The following is a 26,285-nucleotide window of genomic DNA, read 5'->3' on the forward strand; positions in this document are numbered from 1 at the left end:
CGCCCACACAGCGCTACCGTGCGGGCGGCGCACTCAGGGGCGGTACGTGCCGAACGACCAGACCAGCCCGGCCAGGTCGCGGGCCGCGTAGTCGCGGGAGCCGTAGTCGGTGTCGAACGGCGCCCGGACGATCTCCGCCCCGGCCACCCGGGCCCGCTCGTGGTGCGCGTCGACGTCGTCGAGCGCCACGTAGACGCGGTAGTCGTCGTCGGCCGGCCGGGACCGCGGCGCCGGCCCCGGGCCGAGCATCAGCAGGTCGTCGCCGTACGCCAGCTCGGCGTGACCGACCGTGCCGTCGGGGAGTTCGTGGGCCTCGCGCACGGTGAAGCCGAACGCGGAACAGAGGAAGTCGGCCGCGGCTCGCACGTCGGGATACCGCAGGACCGGATAGATGCTTCGCATGCCGGTCAGTCTGCCGCCGGAGCGGTCAGGCCGGATTGGACGAATGCGATCCGGGCCCGGTCAGCGCGGCCGGGGTGGCGCCGGCGAACTCGCGGAACTCCCGGATCAGGTGCGACTGGTCGTAGTAGCCCCACCGGGCGGCCCGCTCCGCCCACCCGGCGGCGTCCGGCACGGCGGCGTCCGCGGTGAGCAGCGTCCGGCCCAGGCTCGCGTACGCCCGCTCGAAGCGCAGCAGGCGGGCGACCGTCTTCGGCGGCAGGCCGAACTCCCGCCGGAACCGGACCGACAGGTGACGGCGGGACCAGCCCAGCTCGTCGGCGAGCGCACCCACGCCGACCGCTCCCCCGCTGCCGTCCAGACGCCGCCAGGCCGCCAGCAGGTGCGGGTCCGGCGGCACTGTCGCCGCCAGCCGCGCGGCCACTGCCGCGTCGAGCCGGGCGAAGCGTTCCGGCCAGCCCGGCGTCTCGGCCAGCTCGTCGCGCAGCCGGGCCAGCCAGCCCGCCACCGCGTCGAGCGGCACCACCCGGTTGGTCAGCTCGGCCAGCGGCAGCCCGAGCAGGCGGCGGGCCGCCGGGGCGGTGAGCAGCACCTGCACCCCGGTGCCGGTCCCGGCCGTCCGGGTGGCACACCAGCCGTCGAACGGGCCGGCCAGGAAGGCGTTCGCGGCGGCCCCTCCCCGGCCGGGGGCACGCGGGTCGGTCACGTCGAGAGGGTCGCCCCAGCCGAGGATCAGCACCACGAACGCGCCCGCCACCTCCCGGCGTACCAGCGGAACGGGCGCGTCCTCGCGGTAGCCGAGGTAGCTGTCCACCCACCGGCGCAGCCGCGGGTCGGGGCGCCCGACGACGGCCTCGGTCAGCATCGCGCCGCCCCGGCCGTCGCGCCGGTCACCGGACCCCTGCGGCGTCCATCCCGCGCAGCTCCTTCTTGAGGTCGGCGACCTCGTCACGGATCCGCGCGGCCAGCTCGAACTGCAACTCCCGCGCGGCGGCGAGCATCTGGTCGTTGAGCTCCTGGATGAGGTTGGCCAGGTCGGCCCGGGCCATCCCCTCCCGCGACGGGGTGGCCGCGGCGCCCCGGCGGCTGCGGGTCTCCTTGACCGGCGCCTTGCCCCGGGACAGCTGCCGCACGGCACCGCCGACGTTGCTGTTCTCGGTGTCCTCCGCCTCGCGGTAGATGTCGTCGAGGATGTCGTGGATCTTCTTGCGCAGCGGCTCCGGCTTGATGCCGTTCGCCTCGTTGTGCGCGATCTGCTTGGCCCGGCGCCGGTTGGTCTCGTCGATCGCGCTCGCCATCGACGGGGTGATCTTGTCGGCGTACATGTGGACCTGGCCGGAGACGTTACGGGCCGCGCGGCCGATGGTCTGGATCAGCGACCGGCCGCTGCGCAGGAAGCCCTCCTTGTCGGCGTCGAGGATCGCCACCAGCGACACCTCGGGCAGGTCGAGACCCTCCCGGAGCAGGTTGATGCCGACGAGCACGTCGTAGTCGCCCTTGCGCAGCTCGCGCAGCAGCTCGACCCGGCGCAGCGTGTCGACCTCGGAGTGCAGGTAGCGCACCCGGATGCCGTTCTCCAGCAGGTAGTCGGAGAGGTCCTCGGCCATCTTCTTGGTGAGCGTGGTGACGAGCACCCGCTCGTCCCGCTCGGTGCGCAGCTTGATCTCGTGCATGAGGTCGTCGATCTGGCCCTTCGTCGGCTTGAGAACCACCTCGGGGTCGATCAGGCCGGTGGGCCGGATCACCTGCTCGACGAACTCGCCCTGGGCCTGCTCCAGCTCCCACGGGCCGGGGGTGGCGGAGAGGTAGACCATCTGGCCCACCCGCTCCAGGAACTCGTCGAAGCGCAGCGGCCGGTTGTCGGCGGCGCTCGGCAGCCGGAAGCCGTGGTCGACCAGCATCCGCTTGCGGGAGGCGTCGCCCTCGTACATGCCGCCGATCTGCGGGATCGTCACGTGCGACTCGTCGACGACCGTCAGGAAGTCGTCGGGGAAGTAGTCGAGCAGGCAGTGCGGCGGGCTGCCCGGCAGCCGGCCGTCGATGTGCATGGAGTAGTTCTCGATGCCGGAGCAGAAGCCCACCTGGCGCATCATCTCGATGTCGTAGGTGGTGCGCATGCGCAGCCGCTGGGCCTCCAGCAGCTTGCCCTGCCGTTCCAGCTCGGCCAGCCGTTCGCCCAGCTCGGCCTCGATGTCGCGGATCGCCCGTTCCATCCGCTCCGGACCGGCGGCGTAGTGCGTGGCCGGGAAGATCATCAGGCTGTCGACCTCGCGGACCACGTCACCGGTCAGCGGGTTCAGGTAGTAGAGCTTCTCGATCTCGTCACCGAACAGCTCGATCCGGACCGCAAGCTCCTCGTACGCCGGGATGATCTCCAGCGTGTCGCCGCGGACCCGGAAGGTGCCGCGCTGGAAGGCCATGTCGTTGCGCGTGTACTGGATGTCGACCAGCCGGCGCAGCAGCTGGTCGCGGTCCAGCTCCTGCCCGACCTTGACCCGCACGGCCCGGTCGAGGTATTCCTCCGGGGTGCCCAGGCCGTAGATCGCCGAGACGGTGGCGACGACGATGACGTCCCGCCGGGTGAGCAGCGACATGGTGGCCGAGTGCCGCAGCCGCTCGACCTCCTCATTGATCGAGGAGTCCTTCTCGATGTAGGTGTCGGTCTGCGGGATGTACGCCTCGGGCTGGTAGTAGTCGTAGTAGGAGACGAAGTATTCGACCGCGTTCTGCGGCAGCAGCTCGCCGAACTCCTTCGCCAGCTGGGCCGCGAGGGTCTTGTTGGGGGCGAGCACCAGGGTCGGCCGCTGGAGCCGCTCGACCAGCCACGCCGTGGTGGCGCTCTTGCCCGTGCCGGTCGCGCCGAGCAGCACCGTGTTGCGGTCGCCGCGCCGCACGCGACGCTCAAGCTCGTCGATGGCAGCCGGCTGGTCACCGGCCGGCTGGAACTCACTGACGACCTGGAAGCGGCCGTCGAGCCGGGGAATGTCGAGCGCCATGACACCAACCGTACGCCCGGGGTCCGACACTTCCGGCCACGACCACGGACCGTCCCTGATCGGCTTCGATATTCCCATTGTGTGGCTCATCTCACCGGTCTACCCTCGTACCGTAGGCCGCTCGCGGCGGCCGACCGGGCCGGTGATCGCCCCCTCGCGGGGCCGGTCGCCCCCGGCGCCAGGGCCGCAGCACCCGGGACGACCGGCGTGCGCGCCGACGGTGGTCGCGCGCAGCGCTGACCGGCCGCCGCGAGCGCCCCTGCTCGTCACCGAAACCCCGCTCTCGCGTTCTCCACTCGTGGGGACCTCTCCCGAGCGCCGGCCGCGACGCGAGCCCGACACCGGCACGCCCCCGCCCGCCGACGAGCCGGGCCGCCAGCGCGGCGCCAGCCGCCCCCACCGGCTCTCCGCGCGGGGCGACGGCGACCAGGCCGTACCCCGGGAACCGGGTCGCGGCCACCGGCGCGGCCGCACCAGCACACCGACCCGGCCCGCCACCGTGGCCGGCCGGCGCCGCCGGGCCGGCCTGTTCGACGGCCGCCGCCCCCCGCTCACCACCCGGCCGGACGGCGACCCGGAACTGGACGGCGCCGGCGACCCGCCGGACGGGCCGGACCGGCGCCGGATCGCCCTCGCCGCGCTCGTGGCCGCAGCCGCGCTCTCCGCCGCTACGCTCGTCGCCGCCCTGCCGTCCTGGGTGCCCGGCCGCACCGGCGACGCCCCGGCGACACGTGCCCTGACCGCCGCCGAGGCGGACCGGGTGGCCGCGCTGCGGGTCACCAACCTGCGCGACGTACGCGCCGGTGTCCGGGTCACAGTCGGCGCGGACGGTGCCCGTACCGAGTTGGTCGGCTGGGTCGACTGGGCCCGCCCCCTGGTCTACCTGGACGTCGGCGGCCCGGGTGCGGGCGACGACCGGGGCCTGGTGCAGGCCACCGCGTCCGCGCTGCTGGTACGGCCCGACCCGGGCGCGCTCCCCACCCCGGCCCGGCCGCCGCTGGTGCCGCCGGCGGACCGGTGGCGGATGCGTTCCCCGGCCGGCGGGCACGGCCTGGGCGCGGTACGCGACCTGCTGATCGGGCTCGGCGCCGACCGGGTCGATCCACCCGCCACCGACGGCCGGTGGCTACGCGGCGACCAGGTGGGCGGCGTCGCGGTGGACGTGCTCCAGGCGCCCCTCGCGCCGCCCGGTGACCCGCTGCCGACGCTGTGGGTGGACGCGGACGCCCGGCTGCACCGGCTCACCGGCCGGCTGGCCGACGGCACGCCCGTCACCGTGGACCTGACCCGCGCCGACCGGCCCACGCTGCACCCGGTGGACGCGCTCGGCGGCCGGCCCGGGCAGCCCCGGGCGCTCACCGACGACGAAGCCGCCCGGCTGGCCGCGCTACCCGCCCGGCTCCGGGCACTCGGCGGCGCGACGGTGACTGTGGCCGCTCCGCTCGGCCCGTCGGCGAACCTGCGGGCCACCGGCACGGTGAACTGGACGAGCCCGTCGGCGTACCTCGCGGTGATCGAGGAGGGCAGCGGCCGACGCACCCTGCGATGGGCCCGGCCGGGACGGGTGGCCGAGGTGCAGCGTTCCCCCGACGGGCCCGCGACGCCACCCGCACCGGTGCCGGCCGCGCTGCTCGCGGCCCCCGCGCGGCCGCCCGGCGACGACCTCGACCGGCTGCTCGACGCGGCGCTGCGGGCGGCCCGGCACGCGCCCGGCGGCACCACCGTCCGGATCCGGGAGGACCGGCTGGACGACCGGGCCGTCGACGTGTTCGAACTGCCGGGCGGCCGCCGCCTGTGGCTGGACCGGGGTGGTCTGCCGCACCGGATGGAGCTGCGGGCCGGGTCCGGCGTGTGGATCCGGCTCGACCTCACGCCCCGTCGTGCGGCGGGCAGCGGCGGATCGTCGGCCTCGACGGCGCGCTGAGCCCGGCCCGCTCCCTACCGCCCGGTCAGGGCCGCCAGCCGGTCTGCGCGGCCCACTCCTCGGCGCGCAGGTGCTCCTCGTCGAACCAGGGATCGGTCACCGTGCCCCACGTGGCGTGCTCCGGCGCGGCCGCCGCCAGATCCCGCTTCACCTGGAGGTAGTCGGCCCGCCGTGCCGGGTCGGCGCGCAGGTGGTCGCGCATCAGCAGCGCGTACCGCCAGCCGGGCGAACCGGCCTCCCGCAGGTGCAGGCGCACCGGACGCGCCGGGTCCGCGCCGCCGTGCAGCCGCTTGGGCCAGCGCACCGGCTCCGGCTGCCGCGGCGCGTCCCACCACTCGCCCGGCAGCCGCGGGAAACCCGCCTCGGCCAGCCGCTGCGCGAGCGGCCCGTCCGCCTCGTCCAGGGAGGGCACCGTCACCTGGATGTCGATCACGTCCGGCGCGGCGAGTCCCGGCACGGCGGTGGAGCCGACGTGGTCGACCCGGATGTCACCGCCTGCGGCGTGGCGGATCCGGGCGGCCAGCCGGGCGTACTGCTCGGGCCAGGTCGGGTCCGGCCCGGCGGGCGCGGCCGGGTCGGGTGGGACGGGTGGGACGGCACGGCGTTCGCGGACGTTGCGCTCGTAGGGCAGCAGACGGTCCCGCCAGAGGGTGTCCACGGCGGCGTGCAGATCGGTGAGCGTGCCGTCGTTCGTCAGCAGCACATCGGCGACCGCACGGCGGGTCGCGTCGTCGGCCTGCGCGGCGATGCGCCGCTGCGCCTCCGCCGGGGCCATCCCCCGGTCGCGGGTCAGCCGGGCCATCCGGGTCGGCACGGCCGTCTGCACCACGACCACCAGGTGGTACGTCGGCGCGAGTCCCACCTCGACCAGCAGCGGTACGTCGTTGACGACGATCGCGTCGGCGGGGGCGGCGGCGACCAGTTCGGCGCTGCGCGCGCGTACCCGGGGGTGGGTGATCCCTTCGAGCGTGCGGCGGGCCGCCTCGTCGCCGAAGACCAGCGCGCCGAGGGCGGCCCGGTCCAGCGCCCCGTCGGCGTCCAGAACCTTTTCGGAGAAGGCGGCGACCACCTCGGCCAGCCCGTCGGTGCCGGGCGCGACGATCTCGCGGGCGATGCGGTCCGAGTCGACGATCACCGCGCCCAGCGTGGCGAGGCGGCTCGCCACCGCGCTCTTGCCCGATCCGATTCCGCCGGTCAGCCCCACCTTCAGCACCCGGACAGTCAACCGGATCCGGTGTCCGCGTGCCAAACCCGCCCGGCGTACGACGCGGGCCCCGCCCCCGGCGCTCCGCTGGTGCGGAACGCGGGGACGGGGCCCGTCGTCAGAGGCAGTCGCCGGTCAGTCCGGTGGGACGAACAGGCGTCAGCGTCCGGTCACTTGCCGCCGGCGAGCTTCTCCCGCAGCGCGGCGAGCGCCTCGTCGGTCGCGAGCGTGCCGGCCGGCTCCTCGGCCTGACGGCTCGGGGCCGAGGTCGAGGTGGTGGTGCCGCTGGTGACCGGCGGAGCCGGGTTGGCAGCGGCCTCGGCGTCGGCGGCGCGGGAGGTCTGCACCTGCTTGGTGTGGGCCTCCCAGCGCTGACGCGCCTCGGCGTACTGCTGCTCCCAGGTCTCGCGCTGCTTGTCGTAGCCCTCGAGCCACTCGCCCGTCTCCGGGTCGAAGCCCTCCGGGTAGATGTAGTTGCCCTGGTCGTCGTAGGTCGCGGCCATGCCGTAGAGGGTCGGGTCGAAGTGCTCCTCGCCCTCGACGAAGCCCTCGTTGGCCTGCTTGAGCGACAGCGAGATCCGGCGGCGCTCCAGGTCGATGTCGATGACCTTGACCATGACCTCGGAGCCGACCTGCACGACCTGCTCCGGGATCTCCACGTGGCGCTCGGCCAGCTCGGAGATGTGGACCAGGCCCTCGATGCCGTCGTCCACGCGGACGAACGCACCGAACGGCACCAGCTTGGTGACCTTACCCGGCACGATCTGCTGGATCGCGTGGGTGCGGGCGAACTGACGCCACGGGTCCTCCTGCGTCGCCTTCAGCGACAGCGAGACCCGCTCGCGGTCCAGGTCGACGTCCAGGACCTCGACCTCGACCTCCTGGCCCACCTCGACGACCTCGGACGGGTGGTCGATGTGCTTCCAGGACAGCTCGGAGACGTGCACGAGGCCGTCCACGCCGCCCAGGTCGACGAACGCGCCGAAGTTGACGATCGAGGAGACGACGCCCTTGCGGACCTGCCCCTTCTGGAGCTTGTTGAGGAACTCGGTGCGCACCTCGGACTGCGTCTGCTCCAGCCAGGCACGGCGGGACAGGACCACGTTGTTGCGGTTCTTGTCCAGCTCGATGATCTTGGCTTCGAGTTCGCGGCCGACGTACGGCTGCAGGTCACGCACACGCCGCATCTCGACGAGCGACGCGGGCAGGAAGCCGCGCAGGCCGATGTCGAGGATGAGACCACCCTTGACGACCTCGATGACCGAGCCGCGGACGACGCCGTCCTCGTCCTTGATCTTCTCGATCGTGCCCCAGGCCCGCTCGTACTGCGCCCGCTTCTTGGAGAGGATCAGCCGACCCTCCTTGTCCTCCTTCTGGAGGACGAGGGCCTCGATGTGGTCACCCACCGAAACGACCTCGGCCGGGTCCACGTCGTGCTTGATCGACAACTCCCGAGAGGGGATGACACCCTCGGTCTTGTAGCCGATGTCGAGCAGGACCTCGTCCCGATCGACCTTGACGACGGTGCCTTCGACAATGTCGCCGTCGTTGAAGTACTTGATGGTCTCGTCGATCGCGGCGAGGAAAGCTTCCTCAGAGCCGAGGTCGTCGTGGGTGACCTTGTTGGCGCTCGAGGTGGCCTCGATGCTGCTCGTCATGTGGGCGGTTGCTCCGGTCGGATGGGTTGTCACAGCGGGCATGGGTGTCGCGGTGACTCTGCCGCGCCAACGGATCCGTCGCCGGGCACACCGAACGATCGACGCGAGAAGATCATTAGTGGCTCCGGTGACCGCGCACCTGCTCCCTGCCGAGGCACACGATCCGCGAGCGCATCGTCTAGCCTACCCGCTGCATTACCACAGCGTGCAAGCCCTCCCGGGTCCGTGCGAACTCATCCGCTGCGAAAGCGGAGATTTCGCGCGGTAAGGGGCCACAGCTGTCTCGTCCGTCACATCCGTCCCAACCGCCACCCCAACCGACCGGCCGGACGCCGCCGGACCTAGCGTGGACGGGTGGACGACGACAGGGTGACCCGCCGACGGGTCGACGCCGGGGAGATCCGCCGGGCGAACCGCGGATGGTGGGACACCGACGCCGACGCGTACCAGGCCGAGCACGGCGCGTTCCTCGGCGACGCCGACTTCGTCTGGTGCCCGGAGGGGCTGCGCGAGGCCGACGCCCGGCTGCTCGGCGACGTCGCCGGGCGGCGGATCCTCGAACTCGGCGCCGGGGCGGCCGCCGCCGCCCGCTGGCTCGCCGCCCAGGGCGCCCGGCCGGTCGCGCTGGACCTGTCCGCCGGCATGTTGCGGCACGCCGCCGGGGCCGCCCGGCGCACCGGGGTACGCGTGCCGCTGGTGCAGGCCGACGCGCTCGCCCTGCCGTTCGCCGACGCCGCGTTCGACACCGTCTGCACCGCGTTCGGCGCGATCCCGTTCGTGGACGACTCGGCGGCGGCGATGCGCGAGGTGGCCCGGGTGCTGCGGCCCGGCGGCCGATGGGTCTTCTCGGTCACCCACCCGATGCGCTGGATCTTCCTGGACGACCCGGGCGAGGGCGGGCTGACCGCCGTGCACTCGTACTTCGACCGCGCCCCCTACGTCGAGCAGGACGAACACGGCGTGGCCACGTACGTCGAGCAGCACCGCACCCTGGGCGACCGGATCCGGGAGCTGGTCGGCGCCGGGTTCCGCCTGCTGGACCTGGTGGAGCCGGAGTGGCCGGCCGGGCACGAGGGGATCTGGGGCCAGTGGAGCCCGCTGCGCGGCCGGCTGTTCCCCGGCACCGCGATCTTCGTCGCGGAGAAGCCGACGGGCTGAGCGCGTCGCACGTCGGGTGCGATCGGGCCGGCGGTAGCGCCCCCATACTGCCCGGGTGAGCGCCGAGCCGATCGCGACACCCTCCTCTCCATGGCGTCCGGACCCGCTTCGGCAACAGCGTGCCGACCACATGGTGGAGGATCTGCTGACGCTGCCGCCCGACGCACCCCGCGTCGAACTGGTCGACGGCATCATCCACGTGACGCCCTTGCCCACTCTCCACCACCAGGACATCGCCGGCCTGCTTACCCGGTGGCTGCGATCCCGCGTGCCTGCGCATCTACGTGCGACCCAGGCGGTGAGCGTCGGGCTGGACGTTGACGCCAGCCGCCGACCGGACGTCCTGCTCCACCGCGCCGAACTGCCGTCCGACTGCTGGCTGCTACGGCCTGCGGACGTCGTCCTGGCCGTCGAGATCGTCTCCCCCGGCACCCGGCGGGTCGACCGGTTCGCCAAGCCGGGCGAGTACGCCGCCGCCGGGATCCCGTTCTACTGGCGGATCGAGCAGGATCCGGTGCACCTCTACGCGTACCGCCTCGGTGACCGGATCGGTCCGGGCGGCGAGCGGCAGTACGAGCTGGTGGACGACAGCAGCGAGGTGATCGAGCTGTCCGAGCCCTTCGCGATCAAGCTGCCGATCGCCGAGATCCGACCCTGACCACACCGTTACTCGGTGTCGGCCGCGGGTAACCGCGCGGCATGGCCGAGAAGGAGTTCCGCACCGGCGACCACGTCTCCTGGGCCAGCCACAGCGGCCGGGCGTACGGCGTCGTCAAGGAGAAGCTGACCGAGCGCACCCACGTACGCGGGCACACGGTGAACGCCTCTCCGGAGCAGCCGCAGTACCGGATCACCAACGACGACTCGGGCCGCGACGTCGCCCACCGCCCGGAGGTGCTGCGCCATGAGTCGCGCTGAGGACCCGCAGCAGACGTACCGGGAGTTCACCGACGCGGTGAACATGAAGCCCGGTGAGCTGACCCGCTGGCTGGAGACCGAGGAGTCCAAGCACGTCGGCTGGCACAAGAAGGGCACCCAGGGCGGCGAGTCGGTCGGGCACGACTCCGGCCGGCGCATCGTCGACCTGCTGCGCCGCAAACGCGCCGACCTCACCGCCGCCGACTACAAGCACATGCGCAAGGTGATCGGTTACGTCCACCGCCACCTCGCCCAGCGGCCGTCCGGGGACGTGCGGGACACCAGGTGGCGCTGGTCGCTGATGAACTGGGGGCACGACCCGCTCAAGAGCTGAGCCGCCCGGTCCGTTCGCGTCGCGTTGGTACCGTGCCGGCGATGACGACAGACGTCTCGACCGCAGGCCGTCATCCCCGCGCCGGACGGGTGGTCCTCCTGGCGGGCCTCGGCCTGATCGCCGTCGCGGCGCTTCTCCTGGTGGCGACCGGGAACACCGGCATCCGATACAGCGCCGACCACGACGGCACCGTACCGATGTGGAGCCGCTGGATCCCGGCGCTGGCCGGGATCGCACTGATCCGCCTGATCCCGCCCGCGCCCGACCCGAGGTGGCCGGACCCGGTCGCGCCGTACCGCGAGGCGGTGCCGCTGCTGCTGGCCGGGATCGCGTTCGTCGCCGTGATGCCGCTGCTCGGCGGCGAACCCGCGTACACGATGTTGAAGCTGGCGCTGCTGCTCGGCGTACCCCTCGTGGTGTTCCTGGCCGCACGCCGCCGGCCGCCACGGTGGCGGCCGGGGCCGGCCCCGGCGGACGCCGCCCACCGGTGGGGTCCGGCGCTGCCGGTGGCGGTGTGGCTGGTGCTCAGTTACGCGACGCCGCTGGCCGCGCCCGCGAGCGACTGGGGGCGGACCGTCGCGCCGGTCGAGCTGGCCGTCACGTTGCTGGTGGCCTTCGCGGTGAACGCGTTGCTGGAGGAGGTCTTCTACCGGCGGTGGCTGCAGACCCGGTGGGAGTCGCTGCTGGGCCGCTGGCCGGCGATCGTCCTCGCGTCACTGGTGTGGGCGGCCTGGCACGTGGCCATCCAGGGCAGCGGCCGACCGGCCGTCGACCTGGCGTCGGTGATCGTGAACCAGGGCTGTTCCTCGGCTACCTGTGGTCGCGGTACCGCCGCATGTGGCCGCTGCTCGTGGTGCACGGCGCGGTCAACGCGATGCCCACGCTGCTGGGGCTCTGACGGCCCGCTTGACCCTGCCACAGGCGGCAGGGTCGGACGATGCCGGCATGGAACGCCGCACCCCACCCGTCGCCGCTGTCACCGGTGCGGGCACCGGCATCGGCCGGGCCACCGCACGCTCCCTCGCCACCTCCGGGTACGCCGTCGTCGCCGTCGGACGGCGCGCCGCGCCGCTGTCGGAGACCGCCGCCGGCAGGCCGGACATCACCCCGCTGACCGCCGACGTCACCGCGCCCGACGGGCCGGACCGGATCGTCCGCACCACGCTCGACCGGTACGGCCGCCTCGACGTCCTGGTCAACAACGCCGGGGTGGCGGGCGGCGGGCCGCTCGCGGAACTGGACGAGGACGCCGCCCGGCGGCAGCTGGACACGAACCTGCTGGCCCCGATCCGGCTGGCGCACGCCGCCGTCGAGGCGCTCGCCGCGACGCGCGGCGTGATCGTCAACGTCACCACGTCGGTCGGCCTGCGCGCCTGGCCGGGCAGTTCGGTGTACGCGGCCGGCAAGTCCGCGCTGGACTCGCTGACCCGCAGCTGGGCGGTGGAACTCGCGCCGCGCGGCATCCGGGTGGTGGCGGTGGCGCCCGGCGCGATCGACACCCCCATCGGGGTGCACAGTGGCCTCTCCCCCGAACGTCGGGCGGCGGTACGGGACTGGCAGCTCGCGCACACCCCGGCGGGCCGGATCGGCCGGCCGGAGGACGTAGCCTGGGCGATCCGGCGGCTCTGCGAGCCGGAGGCGGAGTTCGTCACCGGTGTGGTGCTGCCGGTGGACGGGGGCGCGGTGGTCGCGTGAGAGGGCGGTGGCGGCGATGCGGATCGGCGCGGTGGCGAAGGCGACGGGCTGCACACCGCGTGCCCTGCGGCACTACGAGGAACACGGGCTCATCGCCTCGGCCCGGGCCGCGAACGGTTATCGCGAGTACGACGACGCGGTGGTCACCCGGGTCCGCAACATCCGTCACCTGCTCGACGCCGGGCTGACCCTGGACGACGTGCGGGTCTTCCTGCCCTGCCTGGACGGGGACGTGGCATCGGCGCCGCCGTCAGTGGCCGGGCTGCGGGTCGGCCGGGAGCGGCTGGCCGTGCTGGACGCCCGGATCGCGGCCCAGGTGGCCGTCCGCGACCGCCTGGCCGCCGCCCTCCAGGCCGCGGCCACTCCGGCCGCGCCCGCGCCCTCACCCGCTTCCCTTCAGTGATCAAGGAGTTCGTGTCCCGATTCGGGCCCCGGGAGGACACAAACTCCTTGATCACCCACAGGCCGGCGGGCCGGACGGGGTGGGGCGGGGAGGTCAGTGGTCGGCGCTGTTCCAGTCGCGGCCCTCGCCCACCGACACCTCCAGCGGCACCGACAGCGGGTACGCCTCGCCCATCTGCTTGCGCACCAACGCCTCCAGCGCCTCCCGCTCGCCCGGGGCGACCTCGAAGACCAGCTCGTCGTGCACCTGCAGCAGCATCCGGGACCGCAGCCCGGCGTCGCGCAGCGCGCTGTCGACGTGCAGCATCGCGACCTTGATGATGTCGGCCGCCGAACCCTGGATCGGGGCGTTGAGCGCCATCCGCTCGGCCATCTCCCGGCGCTGCCGGTTGTCGCTTACCAGGTCGGGCAGGTAGCGGCGGCGGCTCAGGATGGTGGAGGTGTAGCCGTCCTGGCGGGCGCGGGCCACCACCTCCTGGAGGTAGTCACGCACCCCGCCGAACCCGGCGAAGTAGTTCTCCATCAGCCCGCGCGCCTCCTCGGCGGAGATGCCGAGCTGCTGGGACAGGCCGAACGCGCTGAGCCCGTACGCCAGGCCGTAGTTCATCGCCTTGATCTTGCGGCGCTGGTCGGCGGTCACGTCGCCGACCTCGACGGTGAAGACGGAGGACGCGGTGGCGGCGTGGAAGTCGTGCCCGGAGTTGAACGCCTCGATCAGCGCGTCGTCCGACGACAGGTGCGCCATGATCCGCATCTCGATCTGGCTGTAGTCGGCGGTGAGCAGACACTCGTAGCCCTCACCGACGACGAACGCGCGACGGATCCGCCGCCCCTCCTCGGTGCGGATCGGGATGTTCTGCAGGTTCGGCTCGGTGGAGGACAGCCGCCCGGTCGCCGCCACCGTCTGGTTGAACGTGGTGTGGATCCGGCCGTCGTCGGAGACCGACTTGAGCAGGCCGTCGACAGTCGACTTGAGCTTCGCCACGTCGCGGTGGCGCAGCAGATGGTGCAGCAGCGGGTGCTCGGTCTGCGCGAACAGCCACTGGAGCGCGTCGGCGTCTGTGGTGTAGCCGGTCTTGATCCGCTTGGTCTTGGGCAGACCCAGCTCGGTGAAGAGGATCTCCTGCAACTGCTTCGGCGACCCGAGGTTGAACTCGCGGCCGACCACTTCGTAGGCGCCCTGGGCGGCGGCCTTCACCTCGGCGGCGAAGTGCGCCTCCAGCTCGGAGAGGTAGTCGGTGTCGGCGGCGATGCCTGTGCGCTCCATGGTGGCGAGCACCCGCATCAGCGGCAGCTCCACGCCGGCCATCAGCCGGGCCGACTGCTCGCCGTCGCGGGACAGCTCGGCGTCGATCGCGTCGGCCAGGTCGAGCGTGGCGCGGGCCTGGAGCATGAGGTTCTGCTCGGCCACGCCCTCGTCGCCGAGCCCGTCCAGGGTGAGCTGACCGGTCTCCGGCGCGTCGACGCGCAGCTCCCGGTGCAAATAGCGCAGCGCCAGGTCGGTCAGGTCGTACGAACGCTGGTCAGGGCGGGCCAGGTAGGCGGCGATCTGGGTGTCGCGGGCGATGCCGTGCAGCTCCCAGCCGTGCGCGGCGAACGCCAGCACCACCGGCTTGCTGTCGTGCAGCACCTTCGGGCGCTCCGCGTCGGCCAGCCACCCGGCCAGCGCGGCCTCGTCGCCGGCCTCCAGCCGGCTCGGGTCGAACCAGGCGCCCGCCCCGGCGGCGGTGGCCAGCGCCATCGCGGTAACCGTGGCGGTGTGCCGGCGGTTGGGGCCGGTGTCGAGCGTCACCGCCAGGCCGACCGGTGCGCCCGCCGGGGCGTGCGTGTCGAGCCAGCCCGCGAGCGCGCCCGGCTCGGTGAGCACCTCGCCGGCCAGATCGAAGCCCGCCTCGGCCTCCGGCTCGACCGCCTCCAGGTATTGGTAGAGCCGGTCACGCAGGATGCGGAACTGGAGCGTGTCGAAGACCTGGTGCACCGCTTCGCGGTCCCAGCCCTGCCAGCGGGCGTCCTCGGGGCGGACCGGCAGCTCCAGGTCGGAGACCAGGCAGTTGATCTCGTAGTTGCGGATCACGTCGGCGAGCCGCTCGCGCAGGCTGTCGCCGGCCTTGCCCTTGATCTCGTCGGCGCGGGCCACCACGCCCTCGACGCCGCCGTACAGATTGATCCACTTGGCCGCGGTCTTCGGGCCGACGCCGGGCACGCCCGGCAGGTTGTCGCTGGTCTCGCCGACCAGCGCGGCCAGGTCGCGGTAGCGATCAGGGGTGACGCCGTACTTCGCCTCGACCGCGGCCGGGTCCATCCGGGCCAGGTCGGAGACGCCCTTGCGCGGGTAGAGCACCGTCACCCGCTCGCCGACGAGCTGGAACGCGTCCCGGTCGCCGGTGGTGATCAGCACGTCCATGCCCTGGTCGCGGGCCTGCCAGGCGAGCGTGGCGATGACGTCGTCGGCCTCGTAGCCCTCCTTCTCGACCACCGGCACGCGCAGCGCGGCGAGGACCTCCTTGACCAGGCTGACCTGACCCTTGAAGTCGGTGGGGGTCTCGCTGCGGCCGGCCTTGTACTCGGAGTACTTCTCGGTACGGAAGGAGCGGCGGGACACGTCGAACGCCACGACGATGTGCGTCGGCTGCTCGTCGCGCAGCACGTTGATCAGCATCGAGGTGAAGCCGTAGACGGCATTCGTCGGCTGCCCCGTGGTGGTGGAGAAGTTCTCCACAGGCAGGGCGAAGAACGCCCGGTATGCCAGGGAATGTCCGTCGACGAGGAGCAGGCGCGGCGTCGTAGCTGTCACGGCTGCGACTCTAGTCCGTACGCCCGACAACTCCGGCCTCCGGTGCGGCGCGCGCCGCACCGGAGGCCGAGGTCAGAGAACCTTGGCCAGGAACGCCTTGGTCCGCTCGTGCTGCGGCGCCGAGATCACCTCGCGCGGGTCGCCCTGCTCGACCACGACGCCGCCGTCCATGAACACGAGGTGGTCGCCGACCTCGCGGGCGAAGCCGATCTCGTGGGTCACCACGATCATCGTCATACCGTCGCGGGCCAGGTCCTTCATCGTGTCCAGCACCTCGCCCACCAGCTCCGGGTCGAGCGCGCTGGTCGGCTCGTCGAACAGCATCAGCTTCGGCCGCATGGCCAGCGCCCGGGCGATCGCCACCCGCTGCTGCTGGCCGCCGGAGAGCTGACCGGGGTACGCGCCGAGCTTGTCGCCCAGTCCCACCCGGTCCAGCAGTTGCGCGGCGTGCTCCCGGGCCTGCGCCTTCTTCGCCTGGCGCAGCAGCACCGGCGCCTCCATGACGTTCTGCAGCACCGTCATGTGCGGGAACAGGTTGAACCGCTGGAACACCATGCCGATGGCGCGGCGCTGCGCGGCGACGTCCTTGTCGCGCATCTCGTACAGCTTGCCGCCGCGCTCCCGGTAGCCGATCAGGTCGCCGTCGACCCAGATCCGGCCGGCGTCGATCTTCTCCAGGTGGTTGATGCAGCGCAGGAACGTCGACTTGCCGGAGCCGGAGGGCCCGAGCAGGCAGCACACCTCGCCGGAGCGGACCTCCAGGTCGATGCCCTTGAGCACCTCCAGCGGCCCGAACGACTTGTGCACCTGCTCGGCCCGCACCATCAGCCCGGACTCGGCAGCCGGCGCGGTGGCCTGCGCGGGCACGATCAGCTCGCTCATGGTGCCCCCGTCCCCGCGTTACCGCCGCCACCGGTTTCGGCGGCCAGCGTCCGCAACCTCAGCCGGGCCCGGCCGGTCACGCCGTAGCCCTTGCCGAAGTGGCGTTCCAGGTAGTACTGGCCGACCAGCAGGATGCTGGTCAGGAACAGGTACCAGAGGCAGGCCGCGACGTACATCGGAAAGATCTGGAACGTCCGTTTGCCGACGGCGTCGAGCTGGAAGAACAGCTCCACGCTCACCGGCACGTAGAGCAGCAGGGACGTGTCCTTGAGCATGGCGATCGTCTCGTTGCCGGTCGGCGGGATGATCACCCGCATCGCCTGCGGCAGCACCACCCGGCGCAGCAACTGGGCACGGCTCAGGCCGAGTGCCTGGGCGGCCTCGGTCTGGCCGGGGTCGACCGACTGGATGCCGGCCCGGACGATCTCCGCCATGTACGCGGCCTCGGAGAGCGCGAGGCCGAGCAGACCGGCCATGAACCCGGTGAGGATGTCGCGGGAGGAGAACCCGAACAGCCGCAGTTGCAGGTTGTCGATGCCGAACAGCTGACCGATCTGGGTGTCGAACGGCACCCCGAACTCGACCCGGCTCCACAGGATGCCGATGTTGCCGAAAACGGCCAGCAGCACCAGCCGGGGCACGGCCCGGAAGAACCAGGTGTAGAGCCAGGCCACGCCGCGCAGGATCGGATTGTCCGACAGCCGCATCACGGCGATCACCACGCCGAGCGTGACGCCGATGAGCATCGCGCTGACGGTCATCAGCACGGTGCCGCGCAGCAGGCCCTCGATGATCGGCGGCCGGAACATTCTGCCGACCATGAAGGACCAGTTGAAGGCCTCGTTGGTCACCAGCAGGTGGACGAACATCGCGGCCAGGACGGAGAGTACCGCCACCGCGACCCATCGTCCGGGGTGCCGCACGGGCACGGCCTTGATCGGTTCCGGCCGTGCCCGTGCGGTTGTCGCTTCCTCGGTGGTCATGTCGTCACGGGTTGATCGCGGGGTCCGTGATCGCGCCGTCTCCCACCTTCCACTTGTCCAGTACCTGCTTGTACGAGCCGTCGGCGATCACGGCCTTGGTGGCGTCCCGCACCGCCTCCGCGAGCTGCGTCTGCTCCTTGGCCAGCACGTAGCCGTACGGCGCCGCCTCGTACTGCTTGTCCAGCAGCTCCAGGGCGTCGTTGGACTTCGTCACCGCGTACACGCCGACCGGGTAGTCGGCGAGCATGGCGTCGTCCTTGCCGGACACGACGGCGGCGGTGGCGGCGTCCTGACCCGGGAACTGGTCGACGGTGATCGCCGGCTTGCCGGCGTCGGTGCACGCCTTGGACCGCTTCTGGATGTCCTCGACCTGGACCGTGTCCTTCTGCACCGCGATGTTCTTGCCGCAGGCGTTGTCCAGCGCGACCCCGGCCGGGTTGCCCTTCTTGGTCACCCACTGGGTGCCGACCTGGAAGTAGCTGACCATGTTCGACTGGGCCTTGCGGTCGTCGTTGATGGTGAACGACGAGACGCCCGCCTCGTACTTGCCCGAGTTGACGCCGTTGATGATGTCGCCGAACGGCGCCGAGACGAACTCCGCCTTGAGGCCCAGCTTGGCCGCCACCGCAGTGAACAGCTCGACGTCAAAGCCGATCACGGTCTTACCGTCGGTGTCCAGGAACTCCGCCGGGGCGTAGGTGGAGTCGGTGCCCACCACGATCTTGCCGTCCGACTTGATCGCGTCCGGAACCTTCGCGGCCAGCGCGGCGTCGACCGACGACGAGACGCTGGGGCCGCCACCGGGCTGGTCGGTGCTTTCCTCCTCGCCGCACGCGGCGAGGGAGAGCAGCAGGACGGCCGCACCGGCGACGCCGAGCGCCGCCCGCCGTCCGGGGTTGGGGTGGAACATGGCTGTACTCCTTATTGCGAGGGGTCGGCCGGTCAGGCCACGCCGAGGTAGGCCTCTTTGACCGAGGGGTCGTGCAGCAGGTCCGTGCCGGAACCGCTCTTGACGATCCGGCCGGTCTCCAGCACGTACGCCCGGTGGGCGCGCGCCAGCGCCTGCTGGGCGTTCTGCTCCACCAGCAGGATGGTGGTGCCCTGCTGGTTGATCTCCGTGATGATCGTGAAGATCTGCTGGATCAGCATCGGCGCGAGACCCATCGACGGCTCGTCGAGCAGCAGCAGCTTCGGCCGGCTCATCAGCGCCCGGCCGACAGCGAGCATCTGCTGCTCGCCGCCGGAGAGCGTGCCGCCGGCCTGCTTGCGCCGCTCGGCCAGCCGCGGGAACAGGTCCAGCACCCGGGCGAGATCCTGCGCGATGCCGGCCTTGTCCCGCCGGGTGTACGCGCCCATGTCCAGGTTCTCCAGCACCGACATGCCGGGGAAGATGCCCCGGCCCTCGGGCGCCTGGCACAGCCCGCGCCGGACCCGCAGGTCGGCCCGGAGCTTGGTGATGTCCTCACCGGCGAACTTGATCTTGCCGGAGGCGACCGGCCGGATGCCGGAGATCGCCCGCATGGTGGTGGACTTGCCGGCGCCGTTCGCGCCGATCAGCGCGACGATCTCCCCCTCGTCCACGGTCAGGCTGATGCCGTGCAGCGCCTGGATCCGCCCGTAGAGCAGGCTCACGTCCTCGATCTCAAGCAGCATCGTCCGGCACCCCCAGGTACGCCGCGACCACCTTCGGGTTGTCCCGCACCTCGGCGGGCAGCCCTTCGGCGATCTTCTTTCCGAACTCCAGGACCACGATCCGGTCGGTCACGCCCATCACCAGGCGCATGTCGTGCTCGATCAGCAGCACCGTCACGCCCTGGTCCCGGATCTGCCGGATGAGCTGGAGCAGCTCCTCCTTCTCCGCCGGGTTGAAGCCGGCGGCCGGCTCGTCCAGGCAGAGCAGCTTCGGGTCGGTGGCCAGCGCGCGGGCGATCTCCAACCGCCGCTGCTCGCCGTAGGACAGGTTGCGGGCGAACTCGTGCATCCGGTTGCGGATGCCGACGAACTCCAGCAGGCGCTCGGCCTTCTCCCGGCCCTCGCGCTCCTCCTTCCAGTGCCGCGGCAGCCGCAGCAGGGCGGAGATCACGCTGGTCTTGTGGTGCGCGTCCGCGCCGACCTGGACGTTCTCCAGCGCGGTCATCTCCGGGAAGAGACGGATGTTCTGGAACGTACGGGCCATGCCCATCCGGGTGATCTGGTGGCGCTTCTTGCCACTGATCTTCTGGCCCAGGAACCGGATCTGCCCCTCGGTGGGCTGGTAGATGCCGGTCATCGCGTTGAAGCAGGTGGTCTTGCCGGCGCCGTTCGGGCCGATCAGACCGAGGATCTCACCCTTGTAGAGGGTGAAGTCCACGTCGTTGAGGGCCACCACGCCGCCGAAGCGCAGCGTGACGTGGTCGACCTCCAGCAACGGCTCCCGCTTGTCGACCGCCTCGACGGCGGGGGCCGCCGCCTGGACCGGAACCTTCGGGTTCTGCTCGGTGTCACTCACCGACGATCACCTCCTTGCGGCGGTCCTTGAACTCCGCCGCTCGTCGCCGGTTCGGGATCAGGCCCTGCGGCCGGAAGATCATCATCACCACGAGCACCAGACCGAAGAAGAGGAACCGGTACTCGTACAGCTCCACGCCGAACAGCTCGATGCCACGGAACCGCTCGATCATGTACGCCACCAGGCCACCGCCGACGATCGCGCCGACGATGTTGCCCGAGCCCCCGAAGATGACAGCGGCCAGGATGATGATCGAGTTGAGCAGCTCGAAGTTCTGCGAGTTGACGAAGTTCTGCTTACCGGCGAACAGTGCGCCGGCCAGGCCGGCGATGGCCGCGCCGGAGGCGAACGCCCACAGCTTGAACTTGAACGTCGGCACGCCCATGAGCTGGGCGGCGTCCTCGTCCTCGCGGATCGAGATCCAGGCCCGGCCGACCCGGCTGTGGGTCAGGTTCCGCACCCCGATCACCACCAGGATGATCAGCGTGAGCACCAGCCAGTAGTACGGGCGGGCGTCGAGCACGCCGAACCACGGCCGGCCGTCGGCGTACTGGCCGGGCGGGTGCGGGATCTGGTTGAAGCCGCGCTGTCCCTTGAGGAACTCGGAGCTGACCGCCGCGATCCGGATCATCTCGGCGAAGCCGAGCGTCACCAGCGCCAGGTAGTCGCCGCGCAGACGCAGCGTCGGCGTACCGAGCATGACGCCGGAGACCATGGTCAGGGCGATCGCGATCGGCACCACCAGCAGCCACGGCCACAGCGTCTTGATGTCGCTGCTCGGCGAGGTCAGCACCGCGACCGTGTACGCGCCGACGGCGAAGAAGCCGAAGTAGCCGAGGTCGAGCAGACCGGCGAAGCCCACCACGATGTTGAGCCCGACCGCCAGCAGCACGTAGATCGAGACCGTGAACATCACCTGGGTGAAGTTCGCGCCGGGCGTCGGGATCGGCCCGAGGTACTGGTAGAACTCCTTGTTCGGCAGCGCGTAGAAGAACGCGATGACCGCGACCAGCAGCACCCAGCGCACCCAGCGCGGCGCGTGGTGCCAGCGCTCCGAGATCGCGTGCCGGCCCTGCCGCAGCTTGTCCGCCGCCGTCTCCCGCCGCTCCGGCGGGTCGATGGTGGTCGTCATGCGCGTGCCCTCCCCAGTGATTCGCCGAGCAGACCGGTCGGCCGGAACATCAGCAGCACGACCAGCACCGCGAACGCGGCGAAGTCCTTCCACTGACTGCCGAACAGGCCCGCGGCGTAGTTCTCCACGACGCCGAGCAGCAACCCGCCGACGAGCGCGCCGCGCAGGTTGCCGATACCGCCGAGCACCGCCGCGGTGAACGCCTTGAGGCCCAGCAGGAAGCCGACGCTGTAGGTGAGCGTCTGGATCCGCACGTCGTACAGCAGGCCCGCGACGCCGGCCATGGTGCCACCGGCGATGAAGACCATCAGGATGATGCGGTCCTTGTTGACGCCCATCAGGGCCGCCGTGTTGGCGTCCTGGGCCACCGCCCGGATGCCGCGGCCGGTACGGCTGCGGTTGATGAACTGGTCCAGCGCGAACATCATCACCAGCGCGGAGCCGATCGTGAGCAGCTGCACCGCGTCGATCGGCACCCCGGCGATGTGGAACAGCGGCTCGGAGCTGACCAGGATGGGCGCGCCCTCCGGCCGGCGCCGGGTGTAGACGCCGAACGCCTCCGAGATGGCGATCGAGGCACCGATGGCGGTGATGAGGAACGCCAGCGGCGGCGCGTTGCGCTTGCGCAGCGGCCGGTACGCGACCCGTTCGATCACCGTGGCGGTGCCCGCTGAGGCGATGGCCGCCACGATCATCGCCACCAGCAGGTAGAACAGGATCGAGCCGATGCCGCTGACCTGCGAGTTCTGGTCGAGTCCGAAGCCGTTCCAGGTCCAGATCGCGGCGAACGCGCCGGCGATGAAGACCTCGGAGTGGGCGAAGTTGATGAGCCTTAGCACGCCGTACACGAGCGTGTAGCCGAGCGCGACCAGGGCGTAGATGGCGCCCTGCGTCAAGCCGGTCGTGGTGAGTTCCCCGAAGTTGGAGAACAATCCGTCGAAGTCCAAGGGAGGGACGCTCCGTCGCTCAAGAGAAAAAGAGGGTGCGGCCGGGAGCCAGCTCCCGGCCGCACCCGCGATCACTACTCAATCGCCAGTCCAGCGATCGAACGATCAGGACTTGGGGATCTCCTGGTCCGGGACGACCTTGCCGCCCTGCACCTTGAACGCCCAGACCTTGACCTGCGCCGGGTCGAGCTCGCCGCCCTCGACGAACTTGTAGCTGGCGGCAACGCCCTCGCCGCTGTAGCCCTTCACGAACTCCAGCAGGTCGGCACGGGTGCTCTTGCCGGCCTTGATGCCCGCCAGCAGGATGTTCGCCGCGTCGTAGGCGGTGTCGCTGTAGGTGCCCGGCTCGGTGCCGTTGAGCGCCTTGAAGTCGGCGGCGAAGGTGCCGCGGGCCTCGGTGGACGGAGCGCAGGGGCAGGTGAGGATGGTGCCCTCGGCAGCGGCGGCACCGGCGGAGGTGATGTACGCACCGTCGTTCACGCCGTCACCGGCGACCAGCGGGGCGGTGACGCCGGCAGCGGTGAGCTGCTTACGGATCAGGCCGGCCTCCTGGTAGTAGCCGCCGTAGAAGACCGCCTTGACGTTGGCGGCCTTGACCTTGGTGACCACACCGGAGAACTCGACCTGCTTGCCCTCGCCCTGGACCTTGTCGCTGCCCACGACCGAGGCGCCGAGGACCTTCTTGACCTCGTCGGCCAGGCCGGCGCCGTACGCGGACTGGTCGTCGATGACGTAGACCCGGTCGGCCTTCATCACGTTCTTGATGTAGGTACCGGCGGCGGGGCCCTGGCTCAGGTCGTTGCCGACCGCGCGGAAGAAGGTCTTCCAGCCCTGCTCGGCGAGGCTGGGACGGGTCGCGGAGGGGGTGATGGTGACCAGACCGGCCTCGTTGAACAGCGGGCCGGCGGCCTCGGACTCGCCCGAGTAGGCCGGACCCACGACACCCAGGATCTTGGTGTCGTCGATCGCCTTCTGGGCCAGACCCGGCGCCTGGTCCGGGCTGCCCTGCGAGTCGAGCTCGGCGAGCTCGACCTTGCAGTCCGCGTTCTCCTTGTTGTACTTGTCGACGGCCAGCTTGACGCCGTTCTTCTCGTTGATGCCCAGCGCGGCCGAGCTTCCGGTCAGCGCGCCGAAGAAAGCGATCTTGCTCCCGCAGGCGCTGCCCCCGGAACCCTCATCGTCGCTGCCGCTGGAACAAGCGGTGCCACCGGCGACGAGCGCCAGCATGGCGACCCCGCCGATCACGCGTGCGAGCTTCTGCCTCAAGGCCCGAACCCTCCTCCGTCCATGATCCGAACCACCCGCCGCTGATTGGCCCTTGCGGGGTGGACGAACCAAGACCGTCGTCGCCGGTCTGGGGCGGGACGTTATCCCACCGTGAGCGGTGGCGTAAGACCTGGAAAGCGGGGTTGACCGAACCGTTACACGCCGTGGCGGATTCAAGCCCATCGGCGTAAGAACCGAAGGCGGGCAAAGGCTTTCGCCGACTATTCCTCGGTAACGAGCCATACCCTCCCCACCCGCTACCGATCGACGGTTGGCAACGCCCCCCACCAGGCACGGGACGTTTTCCCGTCATCGGCGACCACGAGCAGACGGTCGTCGCGGACCGCCACCGCCAGCGCCGCGTCGCCCCCGTCCGGCACCGGCACCGGCGTGATCACCGGAAGCCACGACCCGCCGCCGTCACGCGACATCCAGAGCCGTCGCTGAGCCCCGTCCCCGGTCACCGCGACGAGCCGCCCACCGGACGCCGCGAGCGCGTCCACCGACGACACCCCGGGGCCCGCCGAGCCGAACCCGCCGACCCGCCGCCACCCCTGCGCCGCACCCGCCGAACCGGCGGACGGCGAACCGCAGTCGTCGCACCCGCGCCACACCGCGAAGCGGTCACCCACCGGGCCGACCGCCACCGGCCCGCCGTCGGGCGACACCACCCGCTCGGCCGCCCCGGCCGCCCCCGCCGGCACCGGCAGGACCACCCGCCGCCACACCCGGCCGTCGGCCGAGAACCACGCGAGCGGCGCCCGGGCCGTCCCGCCGGGCGGCAGCAACGACCCCACCACCAGCCAGCCCGACCCCACCGCCGCCACGTCGTACGCCGCCGTCCGGCCCCGGCCGTCGCCGGCCAGCTCCGCGACGCCCTCGCGCAGGACGAACCCCTCGGCGTCCGGCGACGACCACACCGCCGCGCCGTCCGCGCGCGCCCCGGCCACCAGCCAGCCGCCCGGCCCGGCCGCCAGCCGCGACGCGCTCACCGCGCGCGGGCCGCCGAACAGCTCGAACGCCGCCGGCACCTCCCGCAACGGCCCGCCCGGACGCCACACCCACGTCCCGGTACGCGGATTGCCGTGCACGCCACCGGTCTTCGCGCCCAGCGCCGCCATCCCGTCGTCGCGGCACGCCACCGCGTAGAGCACGTGCTGACGGCCGTAGAACGTCTGCGCGCGCACCGGAACCGGCGACCAGGTCACGCCGTCCGATGAGGACCACGCCGCCGGTCGGGTCTCCCCCGCCGGATCGACCAGCCCGCCCACCACGTACCACCGGCCGGCGCACCGCGCGGCGTCACGCAGCACCGGACGTCCACTGGCGCCGGCGGGAAGGGCCAGCTCGACGGGCTGCCACTGCGGGCGTACCGGAGCGGGCTCGGGCAGCGGTCGCGGGGTGGCGTGACAGGCCGCCAGGAGCAGCGCGGCGGCAGCGGCGACGAGGGCCGGCCGGACGCGCGGGGATGACATGCATCCGATCCTATCGATCGGACGCCTCCCGGGCAGGTCAGGGCGTGGGCTGCTCCACCTCGCCGCCGGCGGTCTCGGCGAGAATCCGCTCGGCGACCTCCTTCATGGTCATCCGGTGGTCCATCGCGGTGCGCTGGATCCACTTGAACGCCTGCGGCTCGGTCATGCCGTACGTGGTCATCAGCGCGCCCTTGGCGCGCTCCACGGTCTTGCGGATCTCCAGCCGGTCGGTGAGGCCGGCCACCTCCGACTCCAGCGCGGCGATCTCCGAGTAGCGGGACAGCGCGATCTCCACCGCCGGCACCAGGTCGCTCTTCTGGAACGGCTTGACCAGGTACGCCATCGCGCCCGCCGCCCGCGCCCGCTCCACCAGGTCACGCTGGCTGAACGCGGTCAGGATGATCACCGGGGCGATGCGCGCGCCGGCGATCCGCTCGGCGGCGGCCAGCCCGTCCATGATCGGCATCTTGATGTCGAGGATGACCAGATCCGGCTTGAGCTCCTCGGCGAGCTTGACGGCGGTCTCGCCGTCACCGGCCTCGCCGACCACCTCGTAGCCCTCTTCGACAAGCATCTCGGCCAGGTCCAGCCGGATGAGCGCCTCGTCCTCGGCGATCAGAACGCGCTTGCGCTCGGCGTCCGCCTGCATCTCGCCCACGAGCCACTCCCACCATCGATCCCGGCACGGTCACCACACATGCTCCCGCATGAGCCTAGTCGGGTACAGTTACCGCACCCCGCCGGGATGGTGGAACGGCATACACGGAAGTCTCAAACACTTCTGCCCGAAAGGGCTTGCGGGTTCGAATCCCGCTCCCGGCACTCTTGTCATACATGTGTTCGAGGATGCTGCTGTGCATCCTCCCGAAATGCGGGCACGAGCCCGCGCCCTTCGCGCCCAGGGTCACAACATCCGTTCGGTGGCCCGCAGCCTGTCCCTGCCCTACACCACGGTCTGGCACTGGTGCGTCGACCGACCAGAGCCAGCGATCTTCGGAAGCGCCGTCCGCTGCTTCCGGTGCCGCCCCAATCCGGACGTCCCACCCGACCATGCCTCCTACGCCTACCTGCTCGGGCTCTATCTTGGTGACGGACACCTGGTCACCACGGACCGGACGCCGGTGCTCCGCATCTACTGTGCCGACGCCTGGCCGAGCCTGATCGAGAAGTGCGACGCAGCGATGCGGGCGGTGTTGGCCAACAAGGTGCAGCGCATCCAGAAGCGCGGCTGTGTCGCCATACAGAGCACAGCACTCCACTGGCCGTGCCTGTTCCCCCAGCACGGACCGGGCAAGAAACACGAGCGCCCGATCGTCCTGGCCGCCTGGCAGCGGAGCATCGTCGAGGCCCACCCGGGCGACTTCCTGCGGGGCCTCTTCCACTCCGACGGCTGCCGCTTCACCAACCGGGTCGTCGTTCGCGGGAAGGAATACGTCTATCCCCGCTACATGTTCTCCAACCGCTCCACCGACATCATGGCGCTGTGCCAGTGGTCCCTCGACCTGCTCGGCATCGCGTGGCGGATGAATCTGCCGTGGTCCCTGTCAGTCGCCCGCCGGGAGGCGGTCGCCGCCCTCGACCGGCATGTGGGCCCGAAGTCGTGACCCGGCGACGGCGCGCGGGACAGCGG

The 26,285-nt window shown here is 71.7% G+C and carries 25 protein-coding genes, 1 tRNA gene and 1 pseudogene; 11 read left to right on the top strand and 16 right to left on the bottom strand.

Annotated elements, in window-relative coordinates; all coding sequences use genetic code 11:
* Positions 1–33 precede the first annotated feature (33 nt).
* From SM452_RS15660 to uvrB, 3 genes are read right to left on the bottom strand one after another with little or no spacing between them, the layout of a single operon-like run.
* The gene (locus tag SM452_RS15660) at positions 34–402 is read right to left on the bottom strand and encodes a VOC family protein (RefSeq protein ID WP_355509102.1); all 369 of its coding nucleotides are present in this window, start codon (positions 400–402) and stop codon (positions 34–36) included.
* Positions 403–427: 25 nt separating this feature from the next.
* A complete protein-coding gene (locus tag SM452_RS15665; RefSeq protein WP_262014671.1) occupies positions 428–1,264 on the bottom strand; it encodes a helix-turn-helix domain-containing protein in 837 nt (278 codons plus the stop codon).
* Between the two features lie 25 nt (positions 1,265–1,289).
* Entirely contained in the window at positions 1,290–3,395 is a 2,106-nt protein-coding gene (gene uvrB / locus SM452_RS15670) for an excinuclease ABC subunit UvrB (protein WP_135241208.1), read from the bottom strand.
* Positions 3,396–3,693: 298 nt separating this feature from the next.
* Here uvrB and SM452_RS15675 point away from each other — a divergent pair, with 298 nt between their 5' ends.
* A complete protein-coding gene (locus tag SM452_RS15675) occupies positions 3,694–5,319 on the top strand; it encodes a hypothetical protein (protein WP_463840160.1) in 1,626 nt (541 codons plus the stop codon).
* Positions 5,320–5,344: 25 nt separating this feature from the next.
* Here SM452_RS15675 and coaE read toward each other — a convergent pair whose 3' ends face one another.
* Both coaE and rpsA read right to left on the bottom strand, forming a co-directional pair.
* A complete protein-coding gene (gene coaE, locus SM452_RS15680) occupies positions 5,345–6,532 on the bottom strand; it encodes a dephospho-CoA kinase (RefSeq protein WP_262014669.1) in 1,188 nt (395 codons plus the stop codon).
* A 161-nt stretch (positions 6,533–6,693) separates the two neighbouring features.
* On the bottom strand, positions 6,694–8,223 hold the full coding sequence (rpsA, locus tag SM452_RS15685) for a 30S ribosomal protein S1 (RefSeq protein ID WP_262014668.1): 1,530 nt from the start codon (positions 8,221–8,223) through the stop codon (positions 6,694–6,696).
* A gap of 312 nt (positions 8,224–8,535) precedes the next feature.
* Between rpsA and SM452_RS15690 the strand changes: the two genes are divergently transcribed.
* The 8 genes and pseudogenes from SM452_RS15690 (at position 8,536) to SM452_RS15725 (ending at position 12,689) form a co-directional block, all read left to right on the top strand.
* Positions 8,536–9,339: a class I SAM-dependent methyltransferase gene (locus tag SM452_RS15690; protein ID WP_463840161.1), complete on the top strand. Its 804-nt coding sequence runs from the start codon at positions 8,536–8,538 to the stop codon at positions 9,337–9,339.
* Positions 9,340–9,469: 130 nt separating this feature from the next.
* Entirely contained in the window at positions 9,470–9,997 is a 528-nt protein-coding gene (locus tag SM452_RS15695) for a Uma2 family endonuclease (protein WP_262014666.1), read from the top strand.
* Positions 9,998–10,038: 41 nt separating this feature from the next.
* Positions 10,039–10,257: a hypervirulence associated TUDOR domain-containing protein gene (locus SM452_RS15700; protein ID WP_262014665.1), complete on the top strand. Its 219-nt coding sequence runs from the start codon at positions 10,039–10,041 to the stop codon at positions 10,255–10,257.
* A complete protein-coding gene (locus tag SM452_RS15705; protein ID WP_073830920.1) occupies positions 10,244–10,591 on the top strand; it encodes a DUF3140 domain-containing protein in 348 nt (115 codons plus the stop codon). The genes SM452_RS15700 and SM452_RS15705 overlap by 14 nt, the downstream gene beginning before the upstream one ends.
* Before the next feature lie 377 nt (positions 10,592–10,968).
* Positions 10,969–11,277 (top strand): annotated as a pseudogene (locus tag SM452_RS15710) (CPBP family intramembrane glutamic endopeptidase); the annotation flags it as partial.
* A gap of 35 nt (positions 11,278–11,312) precedes the next feature.
* Positions 11,313–11,489 carry a hypothetical protein gene (locus SM452_RS15715; RefSeq protein ID WP_463840162.1) on the top strand — a complete coding sequence of 59 codons (177 nt, stop codon included), beginning with the start codon at positions 11,313–11,315 and terminating at the stop codon, positions 11,487–11,489.
* Between the two features lie 47 nt (positions 11,490–11,536).
* The gene (locus SM452_RS15720; RefSeq protein WP_463840163.1) at positions 11,537–12,286 is read left to right on the top strand and encodes an SDR family NAD(P)-dependent oxidoreductase; all 750 of its coding nucleotides are present in this window, start codon (positions 11,537–11,539) and stop codon (positions 12,284–12,286) included.
* Between the two features lie 16 nt (positions 12,287–12,302).
* Positions 12,303–12,689, top strand: coding sequence for a MerR family transcriptional regulator (locus SM452_RS15725; RefSeq protein WP_463840164.1), 387 nt, complete (start codon positions 12,303–12,305; stop codon positions 12,687–12,689).
* Positions 12,690–12,782: 93 nt separating this feature from the next.
* Here SM452_RS15725 and polA read toward each other — a convergent pair whose 3' ends face one another.
* The 11 genes from polA to SM452_RS15780 all read right to left on the bottom strand — a co-directional run bounded on the left by polA (position 12,783) and on the right by SM452_RS15780 (position 25,313).
* On the bottom strand, positions 12,783–15,482 hold the full coding sequence (gene polA, locus SM452_RS15730; protein WP_463840165.1) for a DNA polymerase I: 2,700 nt from the start codon (positions 15,480–15,482) through the stop codon (positions 12,783–12,785).
* Positions 15,483–15,554: 72 nt separating this feature from the next.
* The gene (locus tag SM452_RS15735; protein ID WP_463840166.1) at positions 15,555–16,364 is read right to left on the bottom strand and encodes an amino acid ABC transporter ATP-binding protein; all 810 of its coding nucleotides are present in this window, start codon (positions 16,362–16,364) and stop codon (positions 15,555–15,557) included.
* On the bottom strand, positions 16,361–17,347 hold the full coding sequence (locus tag SM452_RS15740) for an amino acid ABC transporter permease (protein ID WP_463840167.1): 987 nt from the start codon (positions 17,345–17,347) through the stop codon (positions 16,361–16,363). The genes SM452_RS15735 and SM452_RS15740 overlap by 4 nt, the downstream gene beginning before the upstream one ends.
* A 4-nt stretch (positions 17,348–17,351) precedes the next feature.
* Entirely contained in the window at positions 17,352–18,257 is a 906-nt protein-coding gene (locus SM452_RS15745; protein WP_349875973.1) for an ABC transporter substrate-binding protein, read from the bottom strand.
* Between the two features lie 32 nt (positions 18,258–18,289).
* Positions 18,290–19,000 (bottom strand): ABC transporter ATP-binding protein, encoded by a 711-nt coding sequence (locus SM452_RS15750; protein ID WP_349875972.1) that lies wholly within the window; start codon positions 18,998–19,000, stop codon positions 18,290–18,292.
* The gene (locus SM452_RS15755) at positions 18,990–19,835 is read right to left on the bottom strand and encodes an ABC transporter ATP-binding protein (RefSeq protein ID WP_121683027.1); all 846 of its coding nucleotides are present in this window, start codon (positions 19,833–19,835) and stop codon (positions 18,990–18,992) included. The genes SM452_RS15750 and SM452_RS15755 overlap by 11 nt, the downstream gene beginning before the upstream one ends.
* A complete protein-coding gene (locus SM452_RS15760; protein ID WP_013475843.1) occupies positions 19,828–20,967 on the bottom strand; it encodes a branched-chain amino acid ABC transporter permease in 1,140 nt (379 codons plus the stop codon). Before SM452_RS15760 ends, SM452_RS15755 begins: the two co-directional genes overlap by 8 nt.
* Positions 20,964–21,914, bottom strand: a complete 951-nt coding sequence (locus tag SM452_RS15765; protein WP_091420555.1) for a branched-chain amino acid ABC transporter permease — start codon at positions 21,912–21,914, stop codon at positions 20,964–20,966. Before SM452_RS15765 ends, SM452_RS15760 begins: the two co-directional genes overlap by 4 nt.
* 105 nt (positions 21,915–22,019) lie before the next feature.
* Positions 22,020–23,180: a branched-chain amino acid ABC transporter substrate-binding protein gene (locus tag SM452_RS15770; RefSeq protein ID WP_463840168.1), complete on the bottom strand. Its 1,161-nt coding sequence runs from the start codon at positions 23,178–23,180 to the stop codon at positions 22,020–22,022.
* Positions 23,181–23,437: 257 nt separating this feature from the next.
* Positions 23,438–24,655 (bottom strand): hypothetical protein, encoded by a 1,218-nt coding sequence (locus SM452_RS15775; protein WP_463840169.1) that lies wholly within the window; start codon positions 24,653–24,655, stop codon positions 23,438–23,440.
* A gap of 37 nt (positions 24,656–24,692) precedes the next feature.
* Positions 24,693–25,313 carry an ANTAR domain-containing response regulator gene (locus tag SM452_RS15780; protein WP_194801284.1) on the bottom strand — a complete coding sequence of 207 codons (621 nt, stop codon included), beginning with the start codon at positions 25,311–25,313 and terminating at the stop codon, positions 24,693–24,695.
* A gap of 81 nt (positions 25,314–25,394) precedes the next feature.
* On the opposite strand from SM452_RS15780, the gene SM452_RS15785 reads away from it, so the two are divergent.
* Together SM452_RS15785 and SM452_RS15790 are read left to right on the top strand one after the other, a co-directional pair.
* A tRNA-Leu gene (locus SM452_RS15785) sits at positions 25,395–25,477 on the top strand.
* Between the two features lie 98 nt (positions 25,478–25,575).
* On the top strand, positions 25,576–26,259 hold the full coding sequence (locus tag SM452_RS15790) for a transcriptional regulator (RefSeq protein WP_355509080.1): 684 nt from the start codon (positions 25,576–25,578) through the stop codon (positions 26,257–26,259).
* Positions 26,260–26,285 lie beyond the last annotated feature (26 nt).

Source organism: Micromonospora sp. SYSU B005, from assembly GCF_055362685.1.

What these genes read in the sequence shown, in the direction of transcription:
- SM452_RS15725 (WP_463840164.1), top strand. Translation starts at nt 12,303, where the DNA reads ATGCGGATCGGCGCGGTGGCGAAGGCGACGGGCTGCACACCGCGTGCC.
- SM452_RS15665 (WP_262014671.1), bottom strand. Translation starts at nt 1,264, where the DNA reads ATGCTGACCGAGGCCGTCGTCGGGCGCCCCGACCCGCGGCTGCGCCGG.
- SM452_RS15775 (WP_463840169.1), bottom strand. Translation starts at nt 24,655, where the DNA reads ATGTCATCCCCGCGCGTCCGGCCGGCCCTCGTCGCCGCTGCCGCCGCG.
- SM452_RS15660 (WP_355509102.1), bottom strand. Translation starts at nt 402, where the DNA reads ATGCGAAGCATCTATCCGGTCCTGCGGTATCCCGACGTGCGAGCCGCG.
- SM452_RS15745 (WP_349875973.1), bottom strand. Translation starts at nt 18,257, where the DNA reads ATGTTCCACCCCAACCCCGGACGGCGGGCGGCGCTCGGCGTCGCCGGT.
- SM452_RS15720 (WP_463840163.1), top strand. Translation starts at nt 11,537, where the DNA reads ATGGAACGCCGCACCCCACCCGTCGCCGCTGTCACCGGTGCGGGCACC.
- SM452_RS15740 (WP_463840167.1), bottom strand. Translation starts at nt 17,347, where the DNA reads ATGACCACCGAGGAAGCGACAACCGCACGGGCACGGCCGGAACCGATC.
- SM452_RS15735 (WP_463840166.1), bottom strand. Translation starts at nt 16,364, where the DNA reads ATGAGCGAGCTGATCGTGCCCGCGCAGGCCACCGCGCCGGCTGCCGAG.
- SM452_RS15705 (WP_073830920.1), top strand. Translation starts at nt 10,244, where the DNA reads ATGAGTCGCGCTGAGGACCCGCAGCAGACGTACCGGGAGTTCACCGAC.
- uvrB (WP_135241208.1), bottom strand. Translation starts at nt 3,395, where the DNA reads ATGGCGCTCGACATTCCCCGGCTCGACGGCCGCTTCCAGGTCGTCAGT.
- SM452_RS15695 (WP_262014666.1), top strand. Translation starts at nt 9,470, where the DNA reads ATGGTGGAGGATCTGCTGACGCTGCCGCCCGACGCACCCCGCGTCGAA.
- SM452_RS15760 (WP_013475843.1), bottom strand. Translation starts at nt 20,967, where the DNA reads ATGACGACCACCATCGACCCGCCGGAGCGGCGGGAGACGGCGGCGGAC.
- SM452_RS15750 (WP_349875972.1), bottom strand. Translation starts at nt 19,000, where the DNA reads ATGCTGCTTGAGATCGAGGACGTGAGCCTGCTCTACGGGCGGATCCAG.
- SM452_RS15700 (WP_262014665.1), top strand. Translation starts at nt 10,039, where the DNA reads ATGGCCGAGAAGGAGTTCCGCACCGGCGACCACGTCTCCTGGGCCAGC.
- rpsA (WP_262014668.1), bottom strand. Translation starts at nt 8,223, where the DNA reads ATGCCCGCTGTGACAACCCATCCGACCGGAGCAACCGCCCACATGACG.